The following is a 23,098-nucleotide window of genomic DNA, read 5'->3' on the forward strand; positions in this document are numbered from 1 at the left end:
GATTTCCGGGCCTTTCCACGCCTCAACTTCATTCTTCTCTCTTCTTTCGTCTTGTCTTCGAACCCAGGACGAAAGAAGAAGGAAGCGGTTACCGATAGTCCGCTGGCGGGCCGAGTATCGGTCAGGCGACTCGCGTGCTACCCCGGCGCGGCTGGTGCTGCTCGACGACGGTGTCGAACGCGTCCAGCACCGCGGTGACCTGCGGCCGGGGCCGCGGGGTCTTGGCCGCCGGGCTCTGACCGCGGCGGGCGCGCCGCAGGTGCCGCTTCACCGTCGACAGCGAGCATCCGAGCCGCATCGCCAGCGACTCCAGGCTGTCGTTGGGGTACTGGGTGCGCAGCCGCAGGACTTCTTCGTGGCTCACCGGCCGGCGCGTCCCCCGCGCGCCGGCAAGCTGGTCGAAGTCATCGGCCTGCACCTCGACGTTGAGCAGGTTCCGGATCGAACGCCGTTGTGCGGCAGTGGTTCCGGCGACGAAACCGCTCACGTCGTGCTCCGCGACCGCGCTGTACAGGCAGTCGGTGAAGAGCGGGCAGGAGGCGCACAGCGCCTTCGCTTCGCGGACGAGTTGGTCGTACCGCTCGCGGGTACGGCGGGTTGCGGATGCAGGTGGCGGCTCTTCCATCAGACGGTGCTGAAAGACATCGGTCCGGGCGATACAGCCGGTCGTTGCCCCTTCCCTGTTGGAAGATGTGTCGACAGCCGCTCGAGAGCTACTGCCCCCCGGCCCCGCTAGGTTGGCGCTGTTGACGGTCATCAAGGCTCCCCAAGTATCAAGACCCGAGTGAACGAACGGTGAACGACGTTCGCTCGCACGGCTCCACTAGCCGGTGGACCCGCACTTTGTTGCCGGCCCACCCTGTCGTCCCGGGCGTGGGACGCACCGATCCATAACTCTTGACGTCACTGCCGCGGTTTTGGTTGCAGCCAATTCCGCAACAGTTCTTCGACGCTTGTGTGTACTTCCGGAGGTGGGGCGGCATCAGTCGCGCTGATCCAGAACACGCATACGACGCGGCCGAACAGCCCCCGGTTCCCCACCAGACCTCCGCATGAAATCACGCGCCAACCGTGCGATGCAGGGGAACTTGCTGCCTTTGCAGCATCCTGCCGTAACGGTCTGATGACGTTGTCAAAAGCTCAATCAGAAAAGTCAAAAAGGCCTCAATCCGGGCTCCAACCGCTTGCGCCCGGCCTACTCGGAAGGGTAGTGCGGGATCGGGTCGCGCGACGTTACGGTTGGGCCTGTGACGGCTTCGCAGTACCCCCGCCTGATAGCCACCGATCTCGACGGAACGCTCGTTCGCAGTGACGGAACGGTGTCCGAGCGCACCCGCGCCGCAGTGCTCGCGGCCCAGACCGCCGGAAGTGTTTTCGTGATGGTCACCGCCCGGCCACCCCGGTGGCTGCACGACCTCTCGTACCTGGTCGGCGAGCACGGTGTCGCGATTGTTGCCAACGGCGCCATTCTGTACGACGTCCTGCACCGCAAGGCGATCCGGACCCGGTTGATCGACCCGGCCGTCGGGCTCGAGGTCGCGCAGGCAATCCGGGCCGCGATTCCCGGCGTACAGTTCGCCATCGAGCGACCGAACCGCTACGGACAGGAACCGGTCTACCTGAATCGCTGGCCGAAACCCGACGACACGTTGGTCGCGAGCGTCGAGGAACTGCTTGCGGAGCCGGCCGCAAAACTGTTGGTGCGGCATCCGGGTCTGCCTTCCGACGACCTGCTCGCACTGGTGAATCCGTTGGTCGGCCAACGAGTGACCGCCAGCCACAGCGGAGGTCACGGTTTGGTGGAGATTTCCGCCACCGGCGTCTCGAAGGCCGCGATGCTCGCCGATTTCGCCGCCACGCAAGGGATCTCGGCTGCTGAGACGATCGCCTTCGGCGACTCGGTCAACGATCTGCCGATGCTCGCCTGGGCCGGTACCTCGTACGGCGTCGCGAACGCGCACCCCGAAGTACTCGCGGTCGTCGACCGCACTGCCCCGTCGAACGACGAGGACGGCGTCGCCGCCGTCCTCGAAGAGTTCTTCCAGCCTTTGAAATAAGGGGGCTACAGGTACATCCCGCCGCTGCCCGGGCCGTCGGAGTTGCCGGCCTGCGGTGCATCGGGGAACTGTCCGTCGGGGGGCAGCTGTTGCCCGCCGGGGAGCGCCCGGCGCATCTGTTCCAGCTGCTGCCGCGCGGCCATCTGCTGCGCGAACAACGCCGTCTGGATGCCGTGGAACAGGCCCTCGAGCCAGCCCACCAGCTGCGCCTGCGCGATCCGCAGCTCGGCGTCGGTGGGGGTGCTGTCGTCGGTGAAGTCGAGGCTGAGCCGCTCCAGCTCCTCGACCAGTTCCGGCGCGAGACCGCTCTCCAGCTCCTTGATCGACGCCTTGTGGATCGACCGCAGCCGCGCCCGGGAGGCCTCGTCGAGCGGTGCCGACTTCACCTCTTCCAGCAGCTGCCGGATCATGTTGGCGACCCGCATCACCTTGGCCGGCTGCTCCACCAGCTCGGTCACCGAACGCGGCTCGTCGTCGTGCTCGTCGTGGTCGGAGCGCGGCGGTCCCTCGACGGCCATGCCGTCCGGCCCGACGATCAGCACCTTGCCGTCTTCGGTCCGCGCCCCGGCCATCGGAATTCCCTGGCCTTCGCTGCTGCTCTCGCTCATCTCCCCATCCTAGGTCGAGCTCAACTTGTCCGGGCGCGGTGCCTGCGTACGGCGTCGCGGTTGGCGCAGGCGGGACTGCAGTAGCGCTGGCGGCCGGTACGGGACAGGTCGGCGTACACGTTGCCGCAGCCGGCTGTTGCGCAACGGCCGAGCCGGGTGATGCCCCGTCCTGCCAGGTGCAGCGCCGTACCGGTGCTGATCAGTGTCGCGACCAGCCGTCCGACCGGGACATGGTCCGGCCGGTAGTGCACGTGCCAGCCGTCGCCGGCGTGGTTGGTGAGCCGTGGATGCTCGGTGTACTTCGCGAGCATCGCGTTCATCAGGTCGACGCGAGTCTGCTCGTCGGCGGCGTCCACGACCTGCAGCCATTCGTCGAGCGCCGTACGGACGGCGGCCAGATCCGCGGCGGTCACCTGCCGATCGCGCACCAGGCGGCTCTCGACCCCGCTCTCCTCGCAGCGCTCGGCCAGCTCCTTCGGCGTGTTCGCCGGCCGGGTGACGAGGTTCACCGCCAGCAGCACGGCGTCGGCGCCGTAAGGGTTGAGATGCATAATGCCATTACATCACGATGGTTCCATGACAGATACTCACCGGCATCGCTGGAGCGTGGCCTCCAGCCATCAGGTCAGCGAAGGGCTGGTGGTGTACCAGCGGTGTGCCTGTGGCCAATGGCGCATCACGAGCACACCGCCCTACCCCGTCGCCTACCCCGAGGTCGCGCTAGTCGATACGGCTGACCATCGGTAGCCGGGACCGCGTGAGCAGCCGGCGCAGGTTAGACCGCGCATGTCGAGAATCACGAGCGGGTCTCCTGCTCCTCCGGTACGGCGTACGTCTGCGGCACGGCCCGTGGTGTGCCGCGGTGGCGTAAGAGCATCGCCTCGCAGTGGTCGAGCCAGCGGATCTCGGCCTCGGCGCCGAAGATCATCGACTCGATCACGAGCTGCCAGGAGATCTCCGCCTCGGTGCTGTTCCGCTTGAGCCGGGTCAGCTCCTGCAGGGACTGCATCGTCGACATCCGCTGGTGCTGGACCACGGCGCTGACGTCCACGCCCGGGACCGCGAGGGCGAGCGCGAGCTTGATCGCCAGCTCGTCGCGCGGCCGCGACTCCCGGGCCACCGGCGTCGCGAACCACTTCGCCAGCTCGGTCCGGCCGGCGTCGGTGATCTCGTACATCGACCGTCCGTCGCCCTCGCTGGAGGCGGCCCCGGACCAGTCCGTCGCGCTCGAGGCGGGTGAGCGTGGTGTAGACCTGCCCGATGTTCAGCGGCCAGGTCGCCCCGGTGGCGGCTTCGAACTCGCCGCGGAGCTGATAGCCGTACTTCGGCTCGTCCTGGAGCAGTGCCAGCAATCCATGCTTGATCGACATAGATACCGAGTATGCATACCGGGTATGCGAGTCGTCAATCCTTTCGGTTCAGGCGGCGCACCAGGCGCTCGGTGATCGCGGTCACGTCGTACGGGCGGCCGGTGCCCGGGGTCAGCTGGTCGAGCATCAGGCCGTCGATCGCGAAATGCAGCAGCCGGATCTCCTCGGCGCCGCCCGGCAGGCCGGCGTGCGCGTTGAACGCGACGTCCGCGTCGAAGCCCTGCCGGAGCGTGCGGGACAGGATCTCGCGAAGGCCGGGACGGCGGGCCGCTTCGAGGCGGAGCTCGAACAGGGCGAGCGTGAGCTCGGGGCGCGCGAGCAGGCGCTCGACGATGTAGTGCACGTAGTCGATCGCGAGGTCCATCCCCGGCTCGCGGTTCGCCAGCGGCTCGAGGATGGCCTCGTCGGGAGCCAGGCGTTCGAAGATCCGCTCGCCGAGGGCGCCGAGCAGTGCGTCGCGGGACTTGAAGTAGTTGGACGCCGTACCGGCAGGGAGCCCGGCGGCGGCGTCGACGGCGCGATGGGTGAGGCCACGCGCGCCCTCGGCGGCGAGCACGTCCAGGCCGGCGTCGGCGAGTTGGGTACGGCGTTCCGGGTTCCGGGGCATGTTGACAGAGTAGCAGGAGTTCCACTACAACTGTCGTACACAACAACGACAGCTGTAGTACTTAGGAGAACGTATGCAACCCGCAGCATTCGGCGCGACTGTGGTCACCGACCGGCCCGCGGACGTCGCCGCCTTCTACACGCAGTACCTCGACCTGCAGGTCGGGATCGATCTCGGCTGGTTCGTCACGGTGCGCCGCGGGACGGCGGACTGGGAGCTCGCGATCGTGGAGCGCGGGCACCCCACGATCCCGGCGGCCGTGTCGGCCCTGACCGAGACCACGAACGTCTTCGGCTTCGTCGTCGACGACGCCGACAAGGTCGCCAACGCCCTCCGCGAAGGCGGCGTACACCTGGAAGGCGAACCCGTGACGGAGCCCTTCGGCCAACGCCACTTCTTCGTCCGCGACCCGGCCGGCACCTGGATCGACGTCATCCAACTCGTAGCACCCGACCCGGAGTGGGTCGCAGCCAACCTGCCTACAGAGTGAGGAGGACCTTGCCGAGCTGGGTGGACTGTTCGAGGGTCTCGTGCGCCTTCGCGACCTCGGCGAGCGGGAACGTGGAGTGCACGATCGGGCGGACCTTCTGCGCCGCGATCAGCGGCCAGACGTGGCCGACGACCTCGGCGATGATCCGGCCCTTGTCCTCGACCGACCGGAATCGCAGGCCGGTCGCGATCACCGACCCGCGGCGGCTCATCAGCCGGCCGAGGTCCAGCTCGCCGGTGGCGCCGCCCTGCATCCCGATCACCACCAGCCGCCCGTCGTACGCGAGCGTCTTGACGTTGTCGGCCAGGTACTTCGCGCCCATGATGTCGAGGATCACGTCGGCGCCTGCGCCCTTGGTGGCCTCGTTGACCACGGACGCCCACTCGGCTTCCTTGTAATTGATCGCGACGTCCGCACCGAGCCGGGTGCAGAACTCCATCTTCTCCTTGTTGCCGACCGTGGTCAGCACCCGCGCACCGTGCGCGACGCCGAGCTGGATCGCCATCGTCCCGATCCCCGACGAGCCGCCGTGCACGAGCAGCGTCTCGCCGGCCTTCAGGTGCGCGGTCATGAAGACGTTGGACCAGACGGTCGCCACGACCTCGGGCAGCGCGGCGGCGCTGACCAGGTCGAGACCGTCCGGCACCGGCATCACCTGCGGTGCGGGAACGACGACCTTCTCGGCGTACCCGCCGCCGGCCAGCAGTGCGCAGCACTCGTCACCGACCGACCAGCCCTCGACTTCGGCGCCGACCGCGGCGATCCGGCCGGACACCTCGAGGCCGATCGTGCCGGGGGCGCCGGGCGGCGGTGGGTAGAAGCCCTGGCGCTGCAGCAGGTCGGCGCGGTTCACGCCGGCGGCCACGACGTCGATGACGACCTCGTCGACCGCCGGTTCCGGGTCCGGGATCTCGCCGATCCCGAGCACGTCGATTCCGCCGGCTCCATCACACACGACAGCTCGCATGCAGCCCAACCTACCCTCAGGTCGCGACCAGCCTCTCCAGGTCCTGCGCGATGCTGTCGAGGTAAGTGGTCTCGCCTATCGACTTGAACCAGTCCCATAGTTCGAGCGAGTGGTAGAGCCGGTAGAGGTCGATCCGGTCCTGCGCTACGGCGCCGTACCCGTCGTACAGACCGGCGAGTTTGTCGGCGTTGCCGTGTGCGGAGTACTGGATCGTCTTCGCGAGGTCGACGAGCGGGTCGGCGGCGATCGCGTTCTCCACGTCGATGAAGCCGGTGATCCGCCAGGTCGCCGGGTCCACGAGGATGTTGCCTTCGTGGAAGTCGTTGTGGCAGAGGACAGCTGCCTTGTTGTCCGCGAGCAGGCGCTGGTGGTCCTCGACGTGCTGCGCGATCTTCGCGTGCAGCTGCGGAGTGCCGCCAAGTTCCTCGAATTCCTTCAGCTTCTTCGTGAACTGCCGGCGCATGTACTGGTCGTTGTCCGGCAGCGGGTCGAGGATCCGGTCGGTCAGGTAGCCGTACTCCGGTTGCCCGACGCGATGGATCTTATGGAGCAGTTCGCCCAGCTGTGCGTACGTCGTACGCCAGTCGACTGGTTCTGTTTGCGAGAGCGGTACACCGTCGAGTTTGCTGAGGATCGTGACGCCGTCGCCGACGTGCAGCACCCTCGGGACCTGCCCGCCGACCTCGGGCTCGAGCATGCCGTAGACGTGGACTTCCTTGGCTTGCTTCCAGCGCCATTCCGGCGCGTAGACCTTCACGATGACGGGGGCGTCCGCGGTCTGCACCTCGTACACAGTGCTCAGTTGGCCGCCGGTGCGTTCGGTTGTGGCACCGGCCTTGACGTGGAGTGCGTCCTCGACCAGTTGCGCGACATCCATGGAGTTGAACCTATGGGCCCCGTCCAGCGGTTTTCAGTCGTCCAGGTCGGCCCAGGTGTCGACGTCGTCGCCGGCACGCGCCGGCTCGGTCCAGGCGAGGTCGAGGGTGGCGAGAGTACGCCGTACCGACTTGTCCCGGGGGTCGCCTACCTGTGCGATCGCGGCGGCCAATGCGGTACGGCGGTACGCCGTGGCGAGCTGCTGCTCCTGACCGGAGGTGTCACGCAGCCCGAACCCGTCGTGCTCCCCCAGCCCGTCGACGAGCCTCTTGACGTCGTCCGCCGTGATCCACGGCAGATCACAACTCACCACCACAACAACCGGCGCCACGCCGTACGCCAACCCAGCAGCCAACCCAGCCACTGGCCCACCAGCCGGCGGCTCCTCCACAGTCCAGCCGACCTCCCGGCAGGCGCTACGCACCGGCCCCACCACCACGGTCGACGCAGCCGCTTCCGTGGCCCTCAACACCCGATCCAGCAACGACACCCCGTCCAGCACGAGCAGCGCCTTGTCCACACCCCCGAACCGCGTAGACCCACCCCCCGCCAGCACCACCGCATCAAACTCCACCCCCGCAGTCTCCCACCCGTACCGCAAGGAGCAGGGGCCCACGCAGGCCCCGCTCCTTGTGCTCAGTCGTGGGGGAGCAGTGACTGACGCGCCTTGTGCATGCGTTCGCGCTCCTCGGGCGTCAGCGCCCTCATCGCCTGCTGTCGTCTCGCGTCCCTCGCCTCGCGCTCTTCGGGCGTGAGGCTCTCCGTCAGCCGCCGGCGGGTCTCCGCCATCGCCTGGAATTCCTCGTGGGTCAGTGTGCGGTTCATAGCTGTCGTCACCTCGATGAGTGTTTGAGCGGACGGGTCATGGGCCCGTTCGAGCCCGTCCAGCACCTCGAACAACTTGTCCCGGACCTGCCCTGCGGCCGCGAGCTGCTCCTCGACCACCCCGAGCTGTGTACGGATCAGCGCTCGCGGATCCGTCAGCTCGCCGTCGAGCACCTGCCCGACCTCCGCCAGCGACAACCCGAACCTACGCAGCGCGACGGTAGGTCCTGACGTCACGTGAGGTTCAAGCCGCGCGTCGTGCGGCACCATGGAGAGATGAGGATCGCCGTGGTGCAGACCGCCAGCAGCTACGACAAGGCCGCCAACCGGGACCTGGTCACCCGTCTGGTCGCGGAGGCCGCCCAGGGCCGACCGGACCTCGTCGTACTGCCGGAAGCGATGATGTCGGACTTCGCCGTCGAAGGAGAGTCGGTAGCGGGCGCGGCCGAGTCCCTGGACGGAGAGTTCGTCGCAACGCTCCGAAAGGCCGCCGTCGAGCACAACGTGGCCGTCGTCGCGGGCATGTTCGAGCTCAGCTGCGACCAGCACCGTCCGTACAACACCCTGCTCGCGGTGGGCGCCGACGGCGTACTACTGGGCGCTTACCGCAAGATCCACCTGTACGACGCCTTCGGGTACAAGGAGTCCGACCAGCTCACCGCAGGCGACGTAGCGCCGGTAGTGGTCCAGGTCGCCGACCACCAGCTAGGCCTCATGACCTGCTACGACCTACGGTTCCCAGAACTGTCCCGTGCGCTCGTAGACGCCGGTGCCGAGGTCCTGGTCGTTCCGGCCGCGTGGGTCCGTGGACCGCTCAAAGAACACCACTGGACCACCCTGCTCACAGCACGGGCTGTCGAGAACACCTGCTACGTCGCAGCGGCCGCACAGAACGGCAAGAAGTACTGCGGCCTCAGCCAGGTCGTAGACCCACAGGGCATCGCCCTGGCGTCAGTAGGCGAGTCGGACGGACACGCGTACGCCGAGATCACCGCCGAGCGCCTGGCCGACGTACGCAAGCGCAACCCGTCCCTGCAGAACCGCCGCTACTCCGTCACGCCTCGTTGACCAGTGCGCGGACCGCCTGGTCCGGAAAACCCGCTGACGCGTTAACCTCCTGAGCGTGCTGGATGGGTTTGATCTGGAACATCACGGCGATCTCGAGGTCGGCGAGGGGCTCGTCGACCTCGCCGTCAACGTCCGCGCGGGCACTCCGCCGCCCTGGCTGCTGGCCGCGATCACCACGAGCCTGACCGACCTGGCGGCGTACCCACGACCGACCGCCGCGGTCAATGCGGTCGCCGGGCGGCACGAGGTGGCGCCTGATCGGGTCCTGCTGACCGCAGGTGCGGCGGAGGCGTTCGTGCTGATCGCGCGGGCGTTCCGGCCGCGGCATCCGGTGGTCGTTCATCCGCAGTTCACCGAGCCGGAGACGGCGCTGCGGTCGTCCGGGCACCTGGTCGATCGGGTGATCCTGCGGCCGGAGGACGGGTTCGTGCTGGACCCGTCCGCCGTACCGCGCGACGCCGATCTGGTTGTCATCGGCAACCCGACCAACCCGACCTCGGTACTGCATCGCGCCGACGACCTGCGCGAGCTCGCGCGGCCCGACCGGATCCTGGTCGTCGACGAGGCGTTCATGGACGCCGTACCCGGTGAGCCCGAGTCGCTCGCCGGCGCGTCGATCCCGGGGCTGGTGGTGGTCCGGAGCCTGACGAAGACGTGGGGGCTGGCCGGGCTGCGGATCGGATACGTCCTCGCGCATTCGAGCCTGATCGAACAGCTGGCCGCCGTACAGCCGCACTGGCCGGTGTCCACTCCTGCACTTGCGGCGGCGATTGCCTGCAGCAACGAGCGTTCCGTTGCCGAGGCAGCGCAGGCGGCGGTCGACATCGAGCGGCAACGTGTCCATTTGGTTGACAGTCTCGGTACGGTTCCGGGCGTTTCGATGTACGGCGTACCGCGGGCGCCGTTCGTGCTGGTGCACGTGCCGGGTGCTGCGGAAGTGCGGGAATCCCTTCGTGCACAGGGTTTTGCGGTCCGGCGTGGCGACACCTTTCCGGGGTTGGGGCCGGACTGGTTGCGGATCGCGGTCCGACCGGAAGATGTCACCGACGGATTTGTGAAGGTTCTGTCGGATCTGGTGCGGTGAATCGAGTTGGCGCTGTAACGCGGCGGGGGGTTTAGCTGACGTCCACTTTGCGCACAAGATGGCCAGGTGCCCGTTCGTATCTCTGGGCAACTTTCTGGCCGTTCGCGAAGGGAGCAGCACAATGGGTCTCAACGACGACGAGATGAACACCTCCTCCGGAGGCGACAACCAGGGCGGATACGGAGGCCCGGGCGGCGGCTCGAACGACGGCGAGCGCTCGGAAGGCGGGTACGGCCAGGGCTCCTCCGGTGAGTCCGCCTCGCCCGGCGGCGGCTACGGCGGCTCGTCCGAGGGCGACTCCGGCTCCCGCGGCGACCGCGATGACTCGGGCTCGGGTGGCGGCGGTTACGGCGGCGGTGGTGACTCCGGCTCCCGCGACGGCGGAGGTGACTCGGGCTCCGGTGGCGAGTCGGGCTCCGGCGGTGGTGGGGGTTACGGCGGTGGCGGTGACTCCGGCTCCCGCGACGGCGGAGGTGACTCGGGCTCCGGCGGCGACCGCGGCGAGTCGGGCTCGGGTGGCGGTGGCTACGGCGGCGGTGGTGACTCCGGCGGTGGTGGTGACCGCGGTGACTCCGGCTCCGGCGGTGGTGGTGGTTACGGCGGTGGCGGTGACTCCGGCTCCCGCGACGGCGGAGGTGACTCGGGCTCCGGCGGCGACCGCGGCGAGTCGGGCTCCGGTGGAGGAGACGGCGGCGGCTACGGATCTGGCGGTGACAACGAGTCGACCGGCGGCGGCTACGGCGAACGGTCTGGCGAACGGTCTGGCGGCGGTTCGGGGTCTGGTGGCCCGGACAACGGCGCCGATGGTGGCGCAGACGGCGGCGACGGCGGGAACTCCGGAAGCTGGTGAGTACGGTGCCGGAGGCCGGGCCGTTGCGAGCTGAGCGCCCGGCACTCCGGCCCTGTGTAGCAGGCGACCTCGACGAGTTCGCCAACTCCTTCAGCACCGCGCCGCAGGCGATGTCGTTGGACGTGTACTGGGGCTAGCGGGCGCTACGTTCCCACGGTCCGACCTCCCCGCGCCGTACGACGCCCTGTTCAGCCTCGACGCGCTGGACGAACATCCCGCGGAGTCGCAGGGCTTCTCCGCGCACTACGACGTACATGACGTGTTCGTACTGCAGGTCGCGGGCGAGAAGCACTTGACCGTGCACGAGCCCGTGTACGTCGACCCACTCAGCAACCAGCCGTGGACCGACCAAACACGTGCTGTCCAGACCTCGTCCCACCAGCGCGTGCCGTCGAACTGACGACTCAGTACGACCAGGGGTGTCGTCGTACCCGATCTCCTCCGTCGATCAGGTGCGTTCGTCCCGCCCGTAAAGGCCGCGCAGCACTTCGCCCGCGCCGCCGGTCATTCGCTTGCCATCGGCAACTTCCTCCCACAGACCGTCGAGCAGCAGCTCTCCGTGCACCGCTGGCGGATCCTCCTCGCATCCGCCAACGGCCGGATCGCCGTAGACGTCTCGGCCCAGCTCGACACGGTCGACGCCCGTCTGACCTGCGCAGGTTCCTCTCCTGCTCAGCTCCGCCGGCTCGGCCTGCACAGCTTGACCGCCACCTGATTCAGTCCCGATCCAGCACGCGATCCGTGACGTGCACGCCGTAGTACTCCGACTGACGCGCCATGACCTCGCGCATCGACGTACCGCGTAGCACGCCGTACACCGTGCCGGGGAAGTCCAGTTCGCGTTGGACCTGCCACAGCTCCTCATGCCGTTCTGGGGAGAAGAGCTGCGCCGGATCGCCGGCCGCGATCCATCCGATCGGGAGGACCGCGCCTGCTGCCAGTCGCGAGTTCACGTGCAGCACGCTGTTGATCCGGAGCTCCGCGCCTGCGCCGGCGACGGAACCAGGGAACAACGCAGCGCCCGTGGCGATGAAGACTTCGTCCTCGACCGTGGCGCCGTTCACGTGTGCATGGGGACCTACCAGGACCGCGTCGCCGATCACTGCGGGATGGTCCGCCCGGCCGCGCACCAGGGCGTTCTCCATCACCACACTGTTCTCGCCGAGCCGGATCTCGCCGTTCTCCGCCGTCAGCACCGCACCGTGCAGGACCCTGCTGCCCTCGCCGAGGACGACGGCGCCGCAGAGCACGGCCGATGGAGCGACGTACGCGGATGCTGGCACGACCGGTCGACGGCCGCGGTGTTCCATCAACATCTGTCGGTGTCCTCTCGTAACCTGAACCTCCTCAACGTGTACCCGAATGGTGTGCGGACTCTCCACTGCCCGGGTCCTCACAACCCGGGCGGCGGTGTCCTCCGGCCGTCCACATCGAGGTGGGAGGCTCGGTCCGTCGGACGATCCGGGGTGGAGAACCGCGAACTGAGTCAATATTAGAACAGATGTTCGATCAGATGCAACGCATCCTGACAGGTCAGGAAACGCTGTTCAGATCCGCCCGGCACTGAGCCGCGGAGCGACCCGCGCGAGCACGTAGATCGTCAGGCTCGCCACCAGCGCCAGGCCCGCGAGCGCGACCCACGGCAGCTCGTGATGCACCTCGAAGAGCTGCGCGAAGAAGCCCGGCGCCAGCACGCTCGAGAACGTGAACGAGTACTGCCAGTACGACAGGTACTTGCCCCGTCCGACCTCCGGCGAGATGGCAGCGGACAGCGCGTTGTTGGTCGCCGCATGCAGTACGTCGGCGAACGCGTAGCAGGCCGTGGCCAGCACCAGCGCCGGTACGACCCACCCGCCGGGGATGTGTACCTGCAGCGCCATCAGCACGGCCCAGGCGGCGTACGTGATCCCAGCAACCACCATGACGTTCGTACGGCGCCGCCGCTCGGTGTGGCGTACTACGAGCGTCTGGCCGGTCGCCAGCACGACAGAAGTAGCAGCGATCAGTACGCCGACCAGCCACTTCGGCACCGTGAGCGCTTCGGTGACGTACACCGGCATGCCGACGCCGAGCATCATTGTGCAGAGCGCCAGCAACGTGTTGGCGCCGATCAGCACCAGGAACGTCCGGTCCTTCCGCAAGAGCGGTGCGGGGCCGCTGTCCCGCGCGGTGCGCTCGTGGTGCGACGGGTGCAGGCGCAGGAGCAGTAGACCGGCCAGATAGAAGCTGACAGCGTTCACGGCCATCGCAACGAGGAACGGTCCGGTGCCGCCGATCGCCAGCAGCCAGCCGGCGGCCAGCGCGCCGATGGCCAGGCCACCGGCCTGCATCATCCCGCCCAGCCCGAACCACTTGTCCCGCTCGCCCTCGTCGGCGACGTCCGCGAGCAGGCTGAAGATGGCCGACCAGAACACCCGCTGCCCGGTGGACATCACCAGCGCGCACAGGAACAGCAGCCAGATCGACCGTCCCAAGAAGAAGCCGGTGAACGCCAGACCCTGTGCGAACTGCGCGGCCACCACGATGTTCCGCGGACCGACCCGGTCGACGATCACCCCGACCGCGGCCGGCGCCGCGATCGAGAACAGCGTCGCGACGGTCAGCACCACGCCGGCCGTCCCGAGTGGGATGTCCGCGACCTTGTTGAAGTACAGGAGCAGAAGCGGGCCTGCGCAGCCGCCGCCGAACGAGTCGATCGCCAGACCGGCCAGCAGCGGTACCCGGCCGCGTACGTTCGGGAGGCCGAGTGACGCGGCTGCGGGCATGGCGAAGCGCTCCCATCGGGTCATCTCGGCGGCTGGCGAACACTAGCAAGCGTTCGGCAGCCCTTCCAGCCGATTTCACTCCGTAGCGGGCACCCGCCGTACCGCAACGTGCCGCAGCGGATGCCACGCCACCACTGTCGTCACCACCATCGCCACGAAGGCGATCGCGAACGGTGCGGCCAGACCGAACCGCTGCGCCAGTACGCCGCCCAGCGCGGAGCCGACCGCAGCACCGCCCACGGACGCCAGGAGGTACACGCTGTTGACCCTGCCCATCAGCTGGTCCGGTGTGGCCAGTTGACGCGTTGTAGTCGACACAATGCCCCACACCGCCGCGTGGACGCCGAACACCGCCATGGTCGCGCCGGCTACCCACGGGTTCCTGGTGAGCGCCAAGATGAGGTGGATGGCCGTCTCGATGACCAGCCCGACGCGGAGCAGTGTCACCGGGCCGACCCGTGGCTCCAGGAAGTGGTACGCCGGCATACCGAGCACACCGCCCACCGCGCCGACCGACACGAGCAGACCGAACTGGGTGTCGGTCAACCCGAGCCGCTCGCGAGCGAACAGCACCCAGGTCGCGAAGGCCGCACAGAACGTGATGTTCATGACCAGAATCGACAGGGCCAATGTCCGTACGCCGGAGTGCTGCCAGAGCCATCGGACACCTTCACGTACTTCGTCCCACAGCGCCGCACGCGTAGCAGGGTCAGGCAGCAGCGGCCGTACGGCGACTCGGGCTACAAGGGCCGCGGCCGCTGCAAAGGTGACCGCGTCGAAGACCAGCGGGATTCCAGCACCCGCAGCGAACAGCAACGCACCGAGCGGCGGCCCACCGAGCTGCTGGAGCACAGTGCCGCTGGCGAACAGCCGTGAGTTGGCCGCACCGAGGTGTTCCTTCGGTACGGCGCTGACGAGCAGTGCGCCGGAGGCGTTGTCTGCAAGGGTTTCTGCCGTACCTAGAAGGAACAGGCCAGCGTAGACCGCCCAGAGCGGTGCGGTGTGGAACAGTACTGCGGCACCGAGCGCGGCCAGCACCAGTGCGCGAAAGGTGTCAGCAGCAACGATCATCAGGCGCCGGTCGAGCCGATCGACCAGCACGCCGCTGAACAGGGCGAACAGCAGCCACGGCAACTGCTGGACGAACGCTGCGGCTCCAACAGCAACCGGTTGGGTGGTGATCGAGGCGACCAGCAACGGCCCGGCGGCGAGCATGGCGCCGTCGCCGAGATTCGAGATGATCGAGGCCGGGAAGATCTTGCGGAAGTCGGCTCCGAGCTCGGCCGGAACGACGTACGCGCCAAGGGAACGCATCTGAACTCCTGAGGGCATGACGGAACGACAGGACACCGGCTCTCCAGCCGGCGGTCCGCCCGGTCAGCTGCGTCAGCGCACCGACCGGACGATGTGTGCCATGTCCTCGAACGACGTAGACATTGCTCCCACCTCCGTCCGTACCCGCGACGACCCCGCCGCTGCGCACACCGTACCGGCGCCTCCCCGCCCCCGCACTCCGATTCTCCCCACCCGCCCTGCGCTATCCTCGACGTTCGGCGGAAACGCCACGGAGGGCTCGCATAGTGGCCGAGTGCGCTGGTCTTGAAAACCGGTATGGCGGGTGACCGTCATCGTGGGTTCGAATCCCACGCCCTCCGCGAAATCCAGCCCAGAACCGGGCGCTGACCTGGGGAAACGCGCTCAGCATCTGGTCAGGGACCTGTCCGGCCGTGAGTGGCTGTGTCCGGCTGGCACCGGCAATGTGCGGCAGTCTGTGCCCGTACTGTGCCCGCGATGAAGGAGGCTCATCGGGACCTCTCACGTCGGCTGCTAGAGCGCCTGGGGACCGATCGCCGGGCCAACCCACCATGTTTCAGCCGTCCTGGTCCCGTCAGGGCTGAAACACAGGGGCTGGGACTGGTGGGACACCGGCTGTCGGCCGCTGTCCCAGACATTTCCGCAGGTCCAGGCGGGTTCTGGGACAGTGGGACACCTGGGACACCGGCAGTTCCATTGCTCGATGGCTCACGGCCCCGGGCGGGGCGGGCCCGCCGATTCGCCGGGAATGAATGGATCGCAGGGTCTAGACAAGTCCAGCACGAGCGGTTTCTATCGTCTGGTATGGCCCCTCGCCCGCGCTGGTATCACCAACTCCAAGCATCCAAGACCGAAGCCACACTTGCCGTCGACCTGTACAACCGGTCCGGAACGGAACGCCAACTTGAGGCGTTCATCGTGCACATGACCATGGCGTGGCTAAAGCTCCTACAGGCGAAGATCGAACGTGATGGCGAGGATCTTTATATCAGAAACCAGCGAGGCCAACGGCAACGCAGCGCGGACGGCGATTGGATCCACAAGCCGCTAGCGATGTTGCTTGCTGATGAATTTTCGGACAATGATCCCCGTCGGGTCAATCTAGAGTTCTTCGTCGGCTTGAGGAACCGTATTGAGCACCGTTATGAGCGCGATATCGCCGCGCTTGTCGCTGGGAGGACTCAAGCATTTCTGCTGAACTATGAGCATACTCTCGTCGAGAATTTCGGTGTAGAGCAGTCACTAAGTGAGAACCTGAGATTCCCGCTGTTCTTATCGTCTATCACCGATGACGCCGCCGAGGCGCTGAAAGTATTGCGAAAACGAGTCCCGAAAGGAGTGCTCGAGTGGGTGCAAGACTTCGATGCGAGTCTAGAGCCGTCACTCAACGATGATCAACGGTTTGACTTCCGGATCTATCTGGTTCCGCATACAGGCCCGAAGACGGAGGCTGACGCCGCGATGACGTTCGTACGAATGGATGACTTAACGGACGATCAGCGGGGCAAGTTGGATGAAGTGCAAACGATTATCCGTGAGAAACAGGTGCCCGTTTCGAGCCTTGGAACTCTTCGGCCAGCCGAAGTGGTCGGACGTGTGCAGGGGCAGATTCCGTGGGTTTTCAGTATGGCGCACCACACTGCGGCGTGGCGGTTCTTTAGGGTCAGGCCACGGAGTGATGCCGAAAATAAAGAGCAAACGAAGTCGGACTTTTGCCGCTGGAATAGCACCTGGAGGCAATACGAATATACGGAGGCGTGGGTTGCATATCTGGTTCGGAAGCTGACTAGCGAGCGTACCTACAAAGAGGTCATGGGTGTTACCCAGAATTCCGACGCTGAAGACACGTCGGAGGACGTGAAGGGCCAAGCTGCGCAACTGGAGGCCCCGGCATAGCGAGGCACAGGCTTTGGCAGCTGTTTCAAGGGTGGAGCGGTCAGGTCGGCAAGGCGGGGGAATCACGGTCTTACATGCCGACCTGACCGGCTTAGGCCAGCTCTCTACGGATCTCGGCGGCAAGTTCCCGCACGTCATCGCGGGTGATCATCGAGCCGCATCGCATGGATAAGAGCCGATCAACATAGGCGGCCGCGATCCAAATGCCGCCATCAAACCCTTCGTCGTAGCCGCGTCGCCAGGGGGAGTGCCGGTCGAACAGGCGGCGCACCTGTCGGCGCATCAGCGGTCCAGCCACTCCGCTCCGGTCTCGTCTCGGTGGTAGCCCTGGTGGTGGCCGAGGATGCAGCTCCGGCCGGTTGTAGGGTTCTCGCCGTCACAGTCGATGTCCTGCGCGGCGCGCAGGATGGGCCATCCTGCGGCGTCGCGCTCCAGTCCCCGCGTCGTGTCGGTCATGTTCGGAGCATGGCCGATGCGGTACCCGGATTCGATGATTCCCGCGTATCCCTCGGCATCGGGAGACAGGGATACAGAGCGTGGGTGACACTGGGGTTATGTCGTTCGGGAGCCGCCTACGGGAGTACCGCGACCATCGCGGGTGGTCGCTTGGTGATCTGGCACGAGCAACGCACTTCAGCCGGTCCTACCTATCGAACATTGAGAACGGCCGAAAGCCTGCGACTGACGACATTGCGCGGGCGTGTGACGCTGCTCTGCGAGCGAAGGGCGAGCTGATCGCTGCAGCGCGCCAGGATGCGACTGCGAAGCTCAGTCAGACGCCCTGGCAGACGGCCGAGCTGGTCTCAAAATTGCAGTCATCGGATACAACGCCGAACACGATCGAGGCGCTTCATTCGACCGTTGAGGAGTTGTGCTGTCAGTACAACCGGCGTGACGCCCTAGAACTCCGTCAGGAGGCCCATGAGTGGCTTCAGTACGTCGGCAGCCTGCTACGCCGTCCTGTGGGTCTCAGGGCACATACAGACTTGCTGGTGGCCGGCGGTTGGCTCGCGCTGCTCGCGGGGTGTGTTGAGTACGACCTCGGCATGGGCACAGCCTCAGAATCCACGCGGGTAGCGGCCGCTCAGCTCGGGGCGGAGGCAGGTCATCCGGAGATTGTTGGGTGGGGCCACGAGATGACTGCGTGGTTCGCTCTGACGCAAGGACGGTTCCGGCAGGCTGTTGACGCATCGCGGCGCGGGCAGGCGGTTGCTCAGGGCACCAGTGTCCAAGTGCAGCTCCTTGCTCAGGAGGCCAAGGCGCGGGCACGCCTCGGCGAGTCGGGACTATCGACGCTGCTTGAGTCGGGCCGTGATCTGCTTGCAGAACTGCCGTATCCGGATCGCCCGGACAACCACTTCAAGGTCGATCCGGCAAAGTGGGACTACTACTCGATGGACATCCACCGCATGGCGCGTGACGACGCGCAGGCAAGCGAATACGCAAACACTGTCATCAACGACAACATCGCGCCGAACGGCACCGAGCTAAGCCCAATGCGGATCTCCGAGTGCAGGCTTACGCTGGCGTTCGTCGCCGGGCGTCAGGGTGACCTAGACCAAGCCATCGGTCTCGGTGTCCAAGGATTGAAGGACGGCAGACAGAGTAAGGTGCACCTGCGGATGGTTGCGACTGAGCTAGACCAGGAGTTGCGGGGCAGGTTTCCCGGCGAAGAGATGGTGGCTGTTCTGGAGGATGCACTCCGGGTGGTATGAGTGAACAGCCCAAACCGGCCGCGTTTAGTCGGGTACTCCCAACTCGACCCGCACAGCGGCCCTGCCAGGTTTCGGCCTTCTCAGCAAGATCTTCGTCCGCGCCCTCGAACACGGAGCGAGCCCGGTCGAAGTTGGCGTATAAGGCGCTCGACTGACTCTGTTCTGTGGTTTCGCCTGGAACGGTGACTGGGGGTCTGATCCCATCCAATGCCGACTTGCCCATTTCGGGATGATCGACAATATCGATTACTACGTCCCCATATTCCATAATGGCGCTGAGTAGGATGTCAAGATCCAGAATTATGTCATGCGCGCTCTGCCGGGTAGCATTGGTTGAAAGCAGGGCGCATTTTTTTCCAACTGATCTTCAAGTTCCTCGTCTGCAGCCTCTATTTGAAATATGGCGGTCGCGATCTCTTCCGGATTCGTGGTGAGCGAGAGTCTAAAAGAGTTCTTGGAAATTGCCTGGTAAGCGGCTGACGCGCGCTGATACGCATCCAGGCGCCGTTCGCGCCACTCGAACAAGTCTCGCTGCTCTCGCTCCCTAGCCCGCGCCTCTCGGCTGTCGCCCAACTGCAGGTTAAGCCGCTCGATCTCGGCACTTTGCTTCCGTTGATCGGCGGCCGCATCCCGGCGCCCCTGAAGCCATGCGCCCACTTGGCCGGCCGCTAGCCCGACTCCACCGGTGACGATGATTGCCCACGGGTCCATCAGGCTTGCCTCGACTCCGCGAGCGCACAGCGTTGACGTGCTGCTGAGGGTCTATGCCAAGTTCCTAGATGGGCAAGAGGAGGTGGCACGCAAGCGCGTGGAAGCCGCCCTGAGCGCCTGACCGTCACCGATCTGACCGGCTCGTCTCATCGACCTGAGGCGAGCCGGTCGCTGCGTTGTGGGGCCAAAATCGGTGCCCTGTGCCCGCATGGTGCCCGCGCGGTTCCGCTGACGTGCACTGCGCCGGAGTTTGCCCAGGTCAGGAGCCACTTCCACTCTGCAAGCCTTCCGGCCTTGAAAACCGGTATGGCGGGTGACCGTCATCGTGGGTTCGAATCCCACGCCCTCCGCTCAGATTGTGGGTTTCTTGCCGGTGGCGATGGTGTCGAGGTCGCGGGTGGCGAAGCGGTAGTGCTCCCATTCCTCTCCGAGGATCACGTGGAGGCACGAGCGGGTGGTTTCGGGGCGCGGGCCGTGGGGATTGGTGCGTGGGGTGTCGAGGTCGGGCGGGGTGATGGTGGCGAGGAAGTCGCGGACCATGGCGACCCGGTCGGCGCGGGCCTTCAGGACCTCGGCGTACGGCGGCGTGTCGGCAGGGGTGTCGCCGTACCTGACGCCCAAAGGGTGGAGGTCGTCGCGTTCGAGGACGGCGCGGCCCAGCCAGAGGTCGGTGGCCTGGACGAGGTGTCGCTGGGTCTGGGCGAACGACCACTCGCCGCCGACCGACATGTCGACGGTGCCGTCGGGCATGCTCGCGGCGCGGTCGCGTGCCTTCGACCAGGCCCGCTCGACGGCGGCCCACGCGGAGCGGAGCCCGTCGAGGTCCTCGGCGTGGCGCTCGGACCGGCCCGGGAAGCGGCGGTCCAGCTCGGCCTGGACGTACGGCGCGACCTCGACGCCGTTGATCATCAGGCTGGCCCCGGCCTCGGCGAGCCACGGCGCGTCGATGTCCGTGCCGCCGATGTCGACGCCGCGCATCACCACGTCGGTCAGGTCGCACTCGACGAACCGTGCCCCCTTCAGGTTCGCCTCCGCGAACTCCGCCCCTCGCAAGTCGTCGGACTGCCCGAACTTCGTCATTCCTGCTCCTTCGCTAGCCGTCGCGGTGAGCCTAGCCGTGACCTGTGACACAAAAGTCGTGCGCTGACGCCCCGGCCCGTGGTGGGCTCGACGTATGGATGCGATGACTGCAGCGAAACGTGTCGGCTTCAAGGACCCCGAGCGGTTCAAGGGCCTGGGCACAGGACCCGAACCACCCGGCAACGCCGAGGAGTTGATGGCGTACTGCGGTGTCACCCCGGCTGACCGTCGCGAGATGCTGGCGGCGCGGCCGGACCCGGAGCGGGAGCCGGAGTGGTGGGCGGTCACGGGTGCGCTGGCTGCGGAGGTCGAGCGTGATCTGGGGCTCGCCGTACCGTCCGTAGGCTTCAGCAGCTGGCCGTCCGTACCGGCTGACGCCTCGCCGACGGGGCTGTTCGCTCCAGCCTGGGCGTTGCTGGCGAGCCTGCCCGGGCTGCGCGAGCTCCACGCGCAACGCGGCGTGCCCGAGTCGGTGACCGTGGCGACGGTGTCCGCGCTGGGCGGAGTGATGGGGACGCACCGCCACATCCACGGGCGCCCGGGCGTCGGGCTGATGCCGCTGTGGAGTACTTCGGACGCTGGTACCCGGAAGAGCCGTTGGCCGGTATCGTCTGCTACTCCTGGCTGCTGGATCCACAGCTGGCGGAGTACCTGCGTCCTGACTCCAACATCATCCGCTTCCAGAACCGGTTCGACCTGCTGCCGTACCTGCCGCAAGAGGACCCCGCTGAGGGAGACCGTGAGCTGATGCGCCTCGGTCTGCACCTCCCGGGACCTCCTGGCCCGTTCACCGAGCAGGACCTCGCGGCTGTTCCTCAAGACACCACCCTGCAGCGGGCGTTCGTCGAACACCTACGCGCCGGTCGTCACTGGCACGGGCGTACAGGCATGCTTAAGGCATGGAGCTGACGATCCCGGTTGGGCAGGACACGGTCTGGACCGAGCACCTGGCCGGTGACGGCGTACCGATCGTGCTGTTGCACCCTGGCGTCGGAGACTCCCGCGTCTGGGACCTCGTGCTGCCTGGACTCGACGGCCGCCGCGTCCTTCGGTACGACGTACGCGGGTACGGGCGATCGCCCCTGCCGACGACGGAGTTCTCGCTGCTGAAGGACCTGGAGACTGTGCTGGACCAGCTGGAGCTACAGCAAGTCCTGCTCGTCGGCTGCTCGATGGGCGGCGGTAATGCGCTCAGCTACGCACTGGCCCACCCGGAACGGGTGCACGGGCTGGTGCTGTTGTGTCCGGGCGTACCTGGCTTCCCCTGGCCCGACGAGCCCGAGCTGGATGCGCGGTACGACGTACTCGCAGCAGAGCAGGACGTGGACGGTCTTGTGAAGCTAGGACTGCGTGAGTGGGCAAGAGCAGGCTCTGACGACGCCGTGGTTGCTCAGCTGCGTGCTGCCATTCCAGCGTGGTTCGACCAAGACGACTACCTGCAGGAGGACCCGGCCGTCTACGACCGGCTGCACGAGATCCAGGCTCCGTCGGTCGTCATGGTCGGCGACAAGGACCGTCCGATCCTCGCAGCCGTGGCCGGCGGTACGGCCGCGCGGATCCCCGGCTGCGAGTTCATCTGGATGCCTGGTGTCGACCACTTCCCGAGCCTTCGCGAGCCGCAGCTGGTGACCGACACCATCCTCCGGCTCGCCGGCGACTAGGGCACCGGACAGGACAGGTACTGGCTGGTCCAGCGATCCAGTACCTCGGCCGCTCGACCAGTGTCCACAGCCTCCCGGCACCACTCGAAACAGTCCGTCATCTGCTCAAGACCTGACTCCAACGACAGGGTCGCCAACGCGGCAGCAGCATTCAGCAGTACGACGTCCCGCACCGGTCCACGCTCTCCGTCGACCAGCCCGCGCAGCAACCGCGCGTTGAAAGCTGCATCGCCACCACGTAGTTCTGCGAGCGAGGACGGCCGTAGCCCGAGCGAACGCGGGTCGAAGACCACCTCCGAAGCAGACCCGTCATGTACTACCCACAGCCGCGAGTAGCCAGTGGTGGTGAGCTTGTCCAACCCGTCGTCACCTCTCGCGACCAGTGCTGACTTGCCCTGTGCAGCAAGGGCTTCTGCGAGCACTGGGAGCATCCGTGCGTTAGCGACTCCCACGAGCTGGTGCTGAGGGTCAGCAGGGTTCAGCAACGGTGCCAGCACGTTGAGCGCCGTGGGGACGGCCAGCTCGCGTCGTACGACGGCGGCCGCACGGAGCGCCGGGTTGAACCGTGGCGCGAACAGGTAGGTCAGGCCGACGTCAGCAGCCACCTGGGCCGCCGCAGCGGGCGACAGGTCGAGTGGGACGCCAAGGTACTCCACCAGGTCGCCAGAGCCGGCGGCTGAGGACGAGGCGGCGCGGCCGCCGTGCTTGACGACGGTGACACCGGTAGCGGCAACCACCACTGCGGCCATCGTGGAGATGTTGGCTGCGCCGGTACGGTCGCCGCCGGTACCGACGATGTCCACGAACGGTCCGTGGATCCGCACAGGCGTCGCATGCGAACGCAGTGCCGCTGCCAGGCCGTTGAGTTCGTCCGCGGTCTCGCCCTTGGCGCGCAAAGCGATCAGGAACCCGGAGATCTGCGCCGGGGACGCCTCGCCCAGCACCAGTTGGTCCATGGCCCAGCTCGTGTCCGCAGCCGACAGGTCGGAGCCGGCCAGGAGCGCGGAGATCAGACCGGACCACGTCCGGAGCGTTGCTGCCATCGGCATTCCTCAGGGTGCAGGGCCGCCCGCGAGGAGAACATGACAACGGCCGCCTCGCAGGAGACGGCCGGGTGGGTACGCGCGGGATCAGGCCGTCTGGTCGACGGCCCA

Annotated in this window: 30 protein-coding genes, 2 tRNA genes and 2 pseudogenes; 14 read left to right on the forward strand and 20 right to left on the reverse strand. The window is 66.9% G+C overall.

Annotated elements, in window-relative coordinates:
* Positions 1 to 121 precede the first annotated feature (121 nt).
* A complete protein-coding gene (locus tag JOF29_RS25055; protein ID WP_245359436.1) occupies positions 122 to 625 on the reverse strand; it encodes a WhiB family transcriptional regulator in 504 nt (167 codons plus the stop codon).
* 622 nt (positions 626 to 1,247) lie between these two features.
* On the opposite strand from JOF29_RS25055, the gene JOF29_RS25060 reads away from it, so the two are divergent.
* Entirely contained in the window at positions 1,248 to 2,057 is an 810-nt protein-coding gene (locus JOF29_RS25060) for an HAD family hydrolase (RefSeq protein WP_307863665.1), read from the forward strand.
* 5 nt (positions 2,058 to 2,062) lie between these two features.
* Here JOF29_RS25060 and JOF29_RS25065 read toward each other — a convergent pair whose 3' ends face one another.
* From JOF29_RS25065 to JOF29_RS25080, 5 genes and pseudogenes are all read right to left on the reverse strand, one after another.
* A complete protein-coding gene (locus JOF29_RS25065; protein ID WP_209696906.1) occupies positions 2,063 to 2,665 on the reverse strand; it encodes a bacterial proteasome activator family protein in 603 nt (200 codons plus the stop codon).
* A gap of 20 nt (positions 2,666 to 2,685) precedes the next feature.
* Positions 2,686 to 3,216 (reverse strand): CGNR zinc finger domain-containing protein, encoded by a 531-nt coding sequence (locus JOF29_RS25070; protein ID WP_209696907.1) that lies wholly within the window; start codon positions 3,214 to 3,216, stop codon positions 2,686 to 2,688.
* Positions 3,217 to 3,461: 245 nt separating this feature from the next.
* On the reverse strand, positions 3,462 to 3,842 hold the full coding sequence (locus JOF29_RS25075) for a hypothetical protein (RefSeq protein ID WP_245359438.1): 381 nt from the start codon (positions 3,840 to 3,842) through the stop codon (positions 3,462 to 3,464).
* Positions 3,843 to 3,918: 76 nt separating this feature from the next.
* A pseudogene (locus JOF29_RS43530) lies at positions 3,919 to 4,035 on the reverse strand (PadR family transcriptional regulator); the annotation flags it as partial.
* A gap of 34 nt (positions 4,036 to 4,069) precedes the next feature.
* The gene (locus JOF29_RS25080; RefSeq protein WP_209696908.1) at positions 4,070 to 4,642 is read right to left on the reverse strand and encodes a TetR/AcrR family transcriptional regulator; all 573 of its coding nucleotides are present in this window, start codon (positions 4,640 to 4,642) and stop codon (positions 4,070 to 4,072) included.
* 73 nt (positions 4,643 to 4,715) lie between these two features.
* On the opposite strand from JOF29_RS25080, the gene JOF29_RS25085 reads away from it, so the two are divergent.
* A complete protein-coding gene (locus JOF29_RS25085; RefSeq protein ID WP_209696909.1) occupies positions 4,716 to 5,132 on the forward strand; it encodes a VOC family protein in 417 nt (138 codons plus the stop codon).
* Here JOF29_RS25085 and JOF29_RS25090 read toward each other — a convergent pair.
* The 4 genes from JOF29_RS25090 to JOF29_RS25105 all read right to left on the reverse strand — a co-directional run bounded on the left by JOF29_RS25090 (position 5,122) and on the right by JOF29_RS25105 (position 8,037).
* Positions 5,122 to 6,099, reverse strand: a complete 978-nt coding sequence (locus JOF29_RS25090) for an NAD(P)H-quinone oxidoreductase (protein WP_209696910.1) — start codon at positions 6,097 to 6,099, stop codon at positions 5,122 to 5,124. The genes JOF29_RS25085 and JOF29_RS25090 overlap by 11 nt on opposite strands.
* A 16-nt stretch (positions 6,100 to 6,115) precedes the next feature.
* Entirely contained in the window at positions 6,116 to 6,976 is an 861-nt protein-coding gene (locus JOF29_RS25095) for a phosphotransferase family protein (RefSeq protein ID WP_209696911.1), read from the reverse strand.
* Positions 6,977 to 7,009: 33 nt separating this feature from the next.
* Entirely contained in the window at positions 7,010 to 7,549 is a 540-nt protein-coding gene (mobA, locus tag JOF29_RS25100) for a molybdenum cofactor guanylyltransferase (protein ID WP_209696912.1), read from the reverse strand.
* A 62-nt stretch (positions 7,550 to 7,611) separates the two neighbouring features.
* Positions 7,612 to 8,037 (reverse strand): MerR family transcriptional regulator, encoded by a 426-nt coding sequence (locus JOF29_RS25105; RefSeq protein WP_209696913.1) that lies wholly within the window; start codon positions 8,035 to 8,037, stop codon positions 7,612 to 7,614.
* A 39-nt stretch (positions 8,038 to 8,076) separates the two neighbouring features.
* Here JOF29_RS25105 and JOF29_RS25110 point away from each other — a divergent pair, with 39 nt between their 5' ends.
* From JOF29_RS25110 to JOF29_RS43535, 4 genes are all read left to right on the forward strand, one after another.
* Entirely contained in the window at positions 8,077 to 8,868 is a 792-nt protein-coding gene (locus JOF29_RS25110; protein WP_209696914.1) for a carbon-nitrogen hydrolase family protein, read from the forward strand.
* Between the two features lie 55 nt (positions 8,869 to 8,923).
* Positions 8,924 to 9,952, forward strand: coding sequence for an Rv2231c family histidinol phosphate aminotransferase CobC (cobC, locus tag JOF29_RS25115; RefSeq protein WP_307863668.1), 1,029 nt, complete (start codon positions 8,924 to 8,926; stop codon positions 9,950 to 9,952).
* 121 nt (positions 9,953 to 10,073) lie between these two features.
* Positions 10,074 to 10,802 (forward strand): hypothetical protein, encoded by a 729-nt coding sequence (locus tag JOF29_RS25120; protein WP_209696915.1) that lies wholly within the window; start codon positions 10,074 to 10,076, stop codon positions 10,800 to 10,802.
* On the forward strand, positions 10,799 to 10,939 hold the full coding sequence (locus tag JOF29_RS43535) for a hypothetical protein (protein WP_245359440.1): 141 nt from the start codon (positions 10,799 to 10,801) through the stop codon (positions 10,937 to 10,939). Before JOF29_RS25120 ends, JOF29_RS43535 begins: the two co-directional genes overlap by 4 nt.
* On the opposite strand, the gene JOF29_RS45530 is transcribed toward JOF29_RS43535, so the two are convergent.
* Positions 10,936 to 11,058, reverse strand: a complete 123-nt coding sequence (locus tag JOF29_RS45530; RefSeq protein ID WP_307863669.1) for a hypothetical protein — start codon at positions 11,056 to 11,058, stop codon at positions 10,936 to 10,938. The genes JOF29_RS43535 and JOF29_RS45530 overlap by 4 nt on opposite strands.
* Positions 11,059 to 11,061: 3 nt before the next feature.
* On the opposite strand from JOF29_RS45530, the gene JOF29_RS43540 reads away from it, so the two are divergent.
* Positions 11,062 to 11,202, forward strand: coding sequence for a hypothetical protein (locus JOF29_RS43540; RefSeq protein ID WP_307863670.1), 141 nt, complete (start codon positions 11,062 to 11,064; stop codon positions 11,200 to 11,202).
* Between the two features lie 48 nt (positions 11,203 to 11,250).
* On the opposite strand, the gene JOF29_RS25130 is transcribed toward JOF29_RS43540, so the two are convergent.
* The 4 genes from JOF29_RS25130 to JOF29_RS25145 form a co-directional block, all read right to left on the reverse strand.
* The gene (locus JOF29_RS25130; protein WP_209696916.1) at positions 11,251 to 11,499 is read right to left on the reverse strand and encodes a hypothetical protein; all 249 of its coding nucleotides are present in this window, start codon (positions 11,497 to 11,499) and stop codon (positions 11,251 to 11,253) included.
* Positions 11,500 to 11,518: 19 nt separating this feature from the next.
* A complete protein-coding gene (locus tag JOF29_RS25135; protein WP_209696917.1) occupies positions 11,519 to 12,118 on the reverse strand; it encodes a gamma carbonic anhydrase family protein in 600 nt (199 codons plus the stop codon).
* Positions 12,119 to 12,349: 231 nt separating this feature from the next.
* Positions 12,350 to 13,567: an MFS transporter gene (locus JOF29_RS25140; RefSeq protein ID WP_209696918.1), complete on the reverse strand. Its 1,218-nt coding sequence runs from the start codon at positions 13,565 to 13,567 to the stop codon at positions 12,350 to 12,352.
* Positions 13,568 to 13,642: 75 nt separating this feature from the next.
* The gene (locus JOF29_RS25145) at positions 13,643 to 14,881 is read right to left on the reverse strand and encodes an MFS transporter (RefSeq protein WP_209696919.1); all 1,239 of its coding nucleotides are present in this window, start codon (positions 14,879 to 14,881) and stop codon (positions 13,643 to 13,645) included.
* A gap of 252 nt (positions 14,882 to 15,133) precedes the next feature.
* Here JOF29_RS25145 and JOF29_RS25150 point away from each other — a divergent pair.
* Positions 15,134 to 15,222, forward strand: a tRNA-Ser gene (locus JOF29_RS25150).
* Between the two features lie 463 nt (positions 15,223 to 15,685).
* On the forward strand, positions 15,686 to 16,777 hold the full coding sequence (locus tag JOF29_RS25155; protein WP_209696920.1) for a DUF3644 domain-containing protein: 1,092 nt from the start codon (positions 15,686 to 15,688) through the stop codon (positions 16,775 to 16,777).
* A gap of 91 nt (positions 16,778 to 16,868) precedes the next feature.
* Here the strand turns inward: JOF29_RS25155 and JOF29_RS25160 are convergent, their stop codons facing one another.
* Together JOF29_RS25160 and JOF29_RS25165 are read right to left on the reverse strand one after the other, a co-directional pair.
* Positions 16,869 to 17,060 (reverse strand): hypothetical protein, encoded by a 192-nt coding sequence (locus JOF29_RS25160; RefSeq protein WP_209696921.1) that lies wholly within the window; start codon positions 17,058 to 17,060, stop codon positions 16,869 to 16,871.
* Positions 17,060 to 17,233 (reverse strand): hypothetical protein, encoded by a 174-nt coding sequence (locus tag JOF29_RS25165; RefSeq protein WP_209696922.1) that lies wholly within the window; start codon positions 17,231 to 17,233, stop codon positions 17,060 to 17,062. Before JOF29_RS25165 ends, JOF29_RS25160 begins: the two co-directional genes overlap by 1 nt.
* A gap of 80 nt (positions 17,234 to 17,313) precedes the next feature.
* Between JOF29_RS25165 and JOF29_RS25170 the strand changes: the two genes are divergently transcribed.
* Positions 17,314 to 18,492: a helix-turn-helix domain-containing protein gene (locus JOF29_RS25170; RefSeq protein WP_307863672.1), complete on the forward strand. Its 1,179-nt coding sequence runs from the start codon at positions 17,314 to 17,316 to the stop codon at positions 18,490 to 18,492.
* Between the two features lie 300 nt (positions 18,493 to 18,792).
* Here the strand turns inward: JOF29_RS25170 and JOF29_RS25175 are convergent, their stop codons facing one another.
* Entirely contained in the window at positions 18,793 to 19,203 is a 411-nt protein-coding gene (locus tag JOF29_RS25175) for a hypothetical protein (protein WP_209696923.1), read from the reverse strand.
* Positions 19,204 to 19,466: 263 nt separating this feature from the next.
* Here JOF29_RS25175 and JOF29_RS25180 point away from each other — a divergent pair.
* Positions 19,467 to 19,550 (forward strand) — tRNA-Ser (locus tag JOF29_RS25180).
* A 4-nt stretch (positions 19,551 to 19,554) separates the two neighbouring features.
* Here the strand turns inward: JOF29_RS25180 and JOF29_RS25185 are convergent.
* On the reverse strand, positions 19,555 to 20,283 hold the full coding sequence (locus tag JOF29_RS25185) for a DinB family protein (protein ID WP_209696924.1): 729 nt from the start codon (positions 20,281 to 20,283) through the stop codon (positions 19,555 to 19,557).
* A 103-nt stretch (positions 20,284 to 20,386) separates the two neighbouring features.
* On the opposite strand from JOF29_RS25185, the pseudogene JOF29_RS25190 reads away from it, so the two are divergent.
* From JOF29_RS25190 to JOF29_RS25195, 3 genes and pseudogenes are all read left to right on the forward strand, one after another.
* Positions 20,387 to 20,818: pseudogene (locus JOF29_RS25190) on the forward strand (acyltransferase domain-containing protein); the annotation flags it as partial.
* A gap of 26 nt (positions 20,819 to 20,844) precedes the next feature.
* On the forward strand, positions 20,845 to 21,192 hold the full coding sequence (locus tag JOF29_RS46065; protein WP_372446352.1) for a hypothetical protein: 348 nt from the start codon (positions 20,845 to 20,847) through the stop codon (positions 21,190 to 21,192).
* Positions 21,183 to 21,944, forward strand: coding sequence for an alpha/beta fold hydrolase (locus JOF29_RS25195; protein WP_209696926.1), 762 nt, complete (start codon positions 21,183 to 21,185; stop codon positions 21,942 to 21,944). The genes JOF29_RS46065 and JOF29_RS25195 overlap by 10 nt, the downstream gene beginning before the upstream one ends.
* Here JOF29_RS25195 and trpD read toward each other — a convergent pair.
* Positions 21,941 to 22,987, reverse strand: coding sequence for an anthranilate phosphoribosyltransferase (trpD, locus tag JOF29_RS25200; RefSeq protein WP_209696927.1), 1,047 nt, complete (start codon positions 22,985 to 22,987; stop codon positions 21,941 to 21,943). The genes JOF29_RS25195 and trpD overlap by 4 nt on opposite strands.
* Positions 22,988 to 23,098 lie beyond the last annotated feature (111 nt).

The organism is Kribbella aluminosa, assembly GCF_017876295.1.
Lineage (GTDB): Bacteria > Actinomycetota > Actinomycetes > Propionibacteriales > Kribbellaceae > Kribbella > Kribbella aluminosa.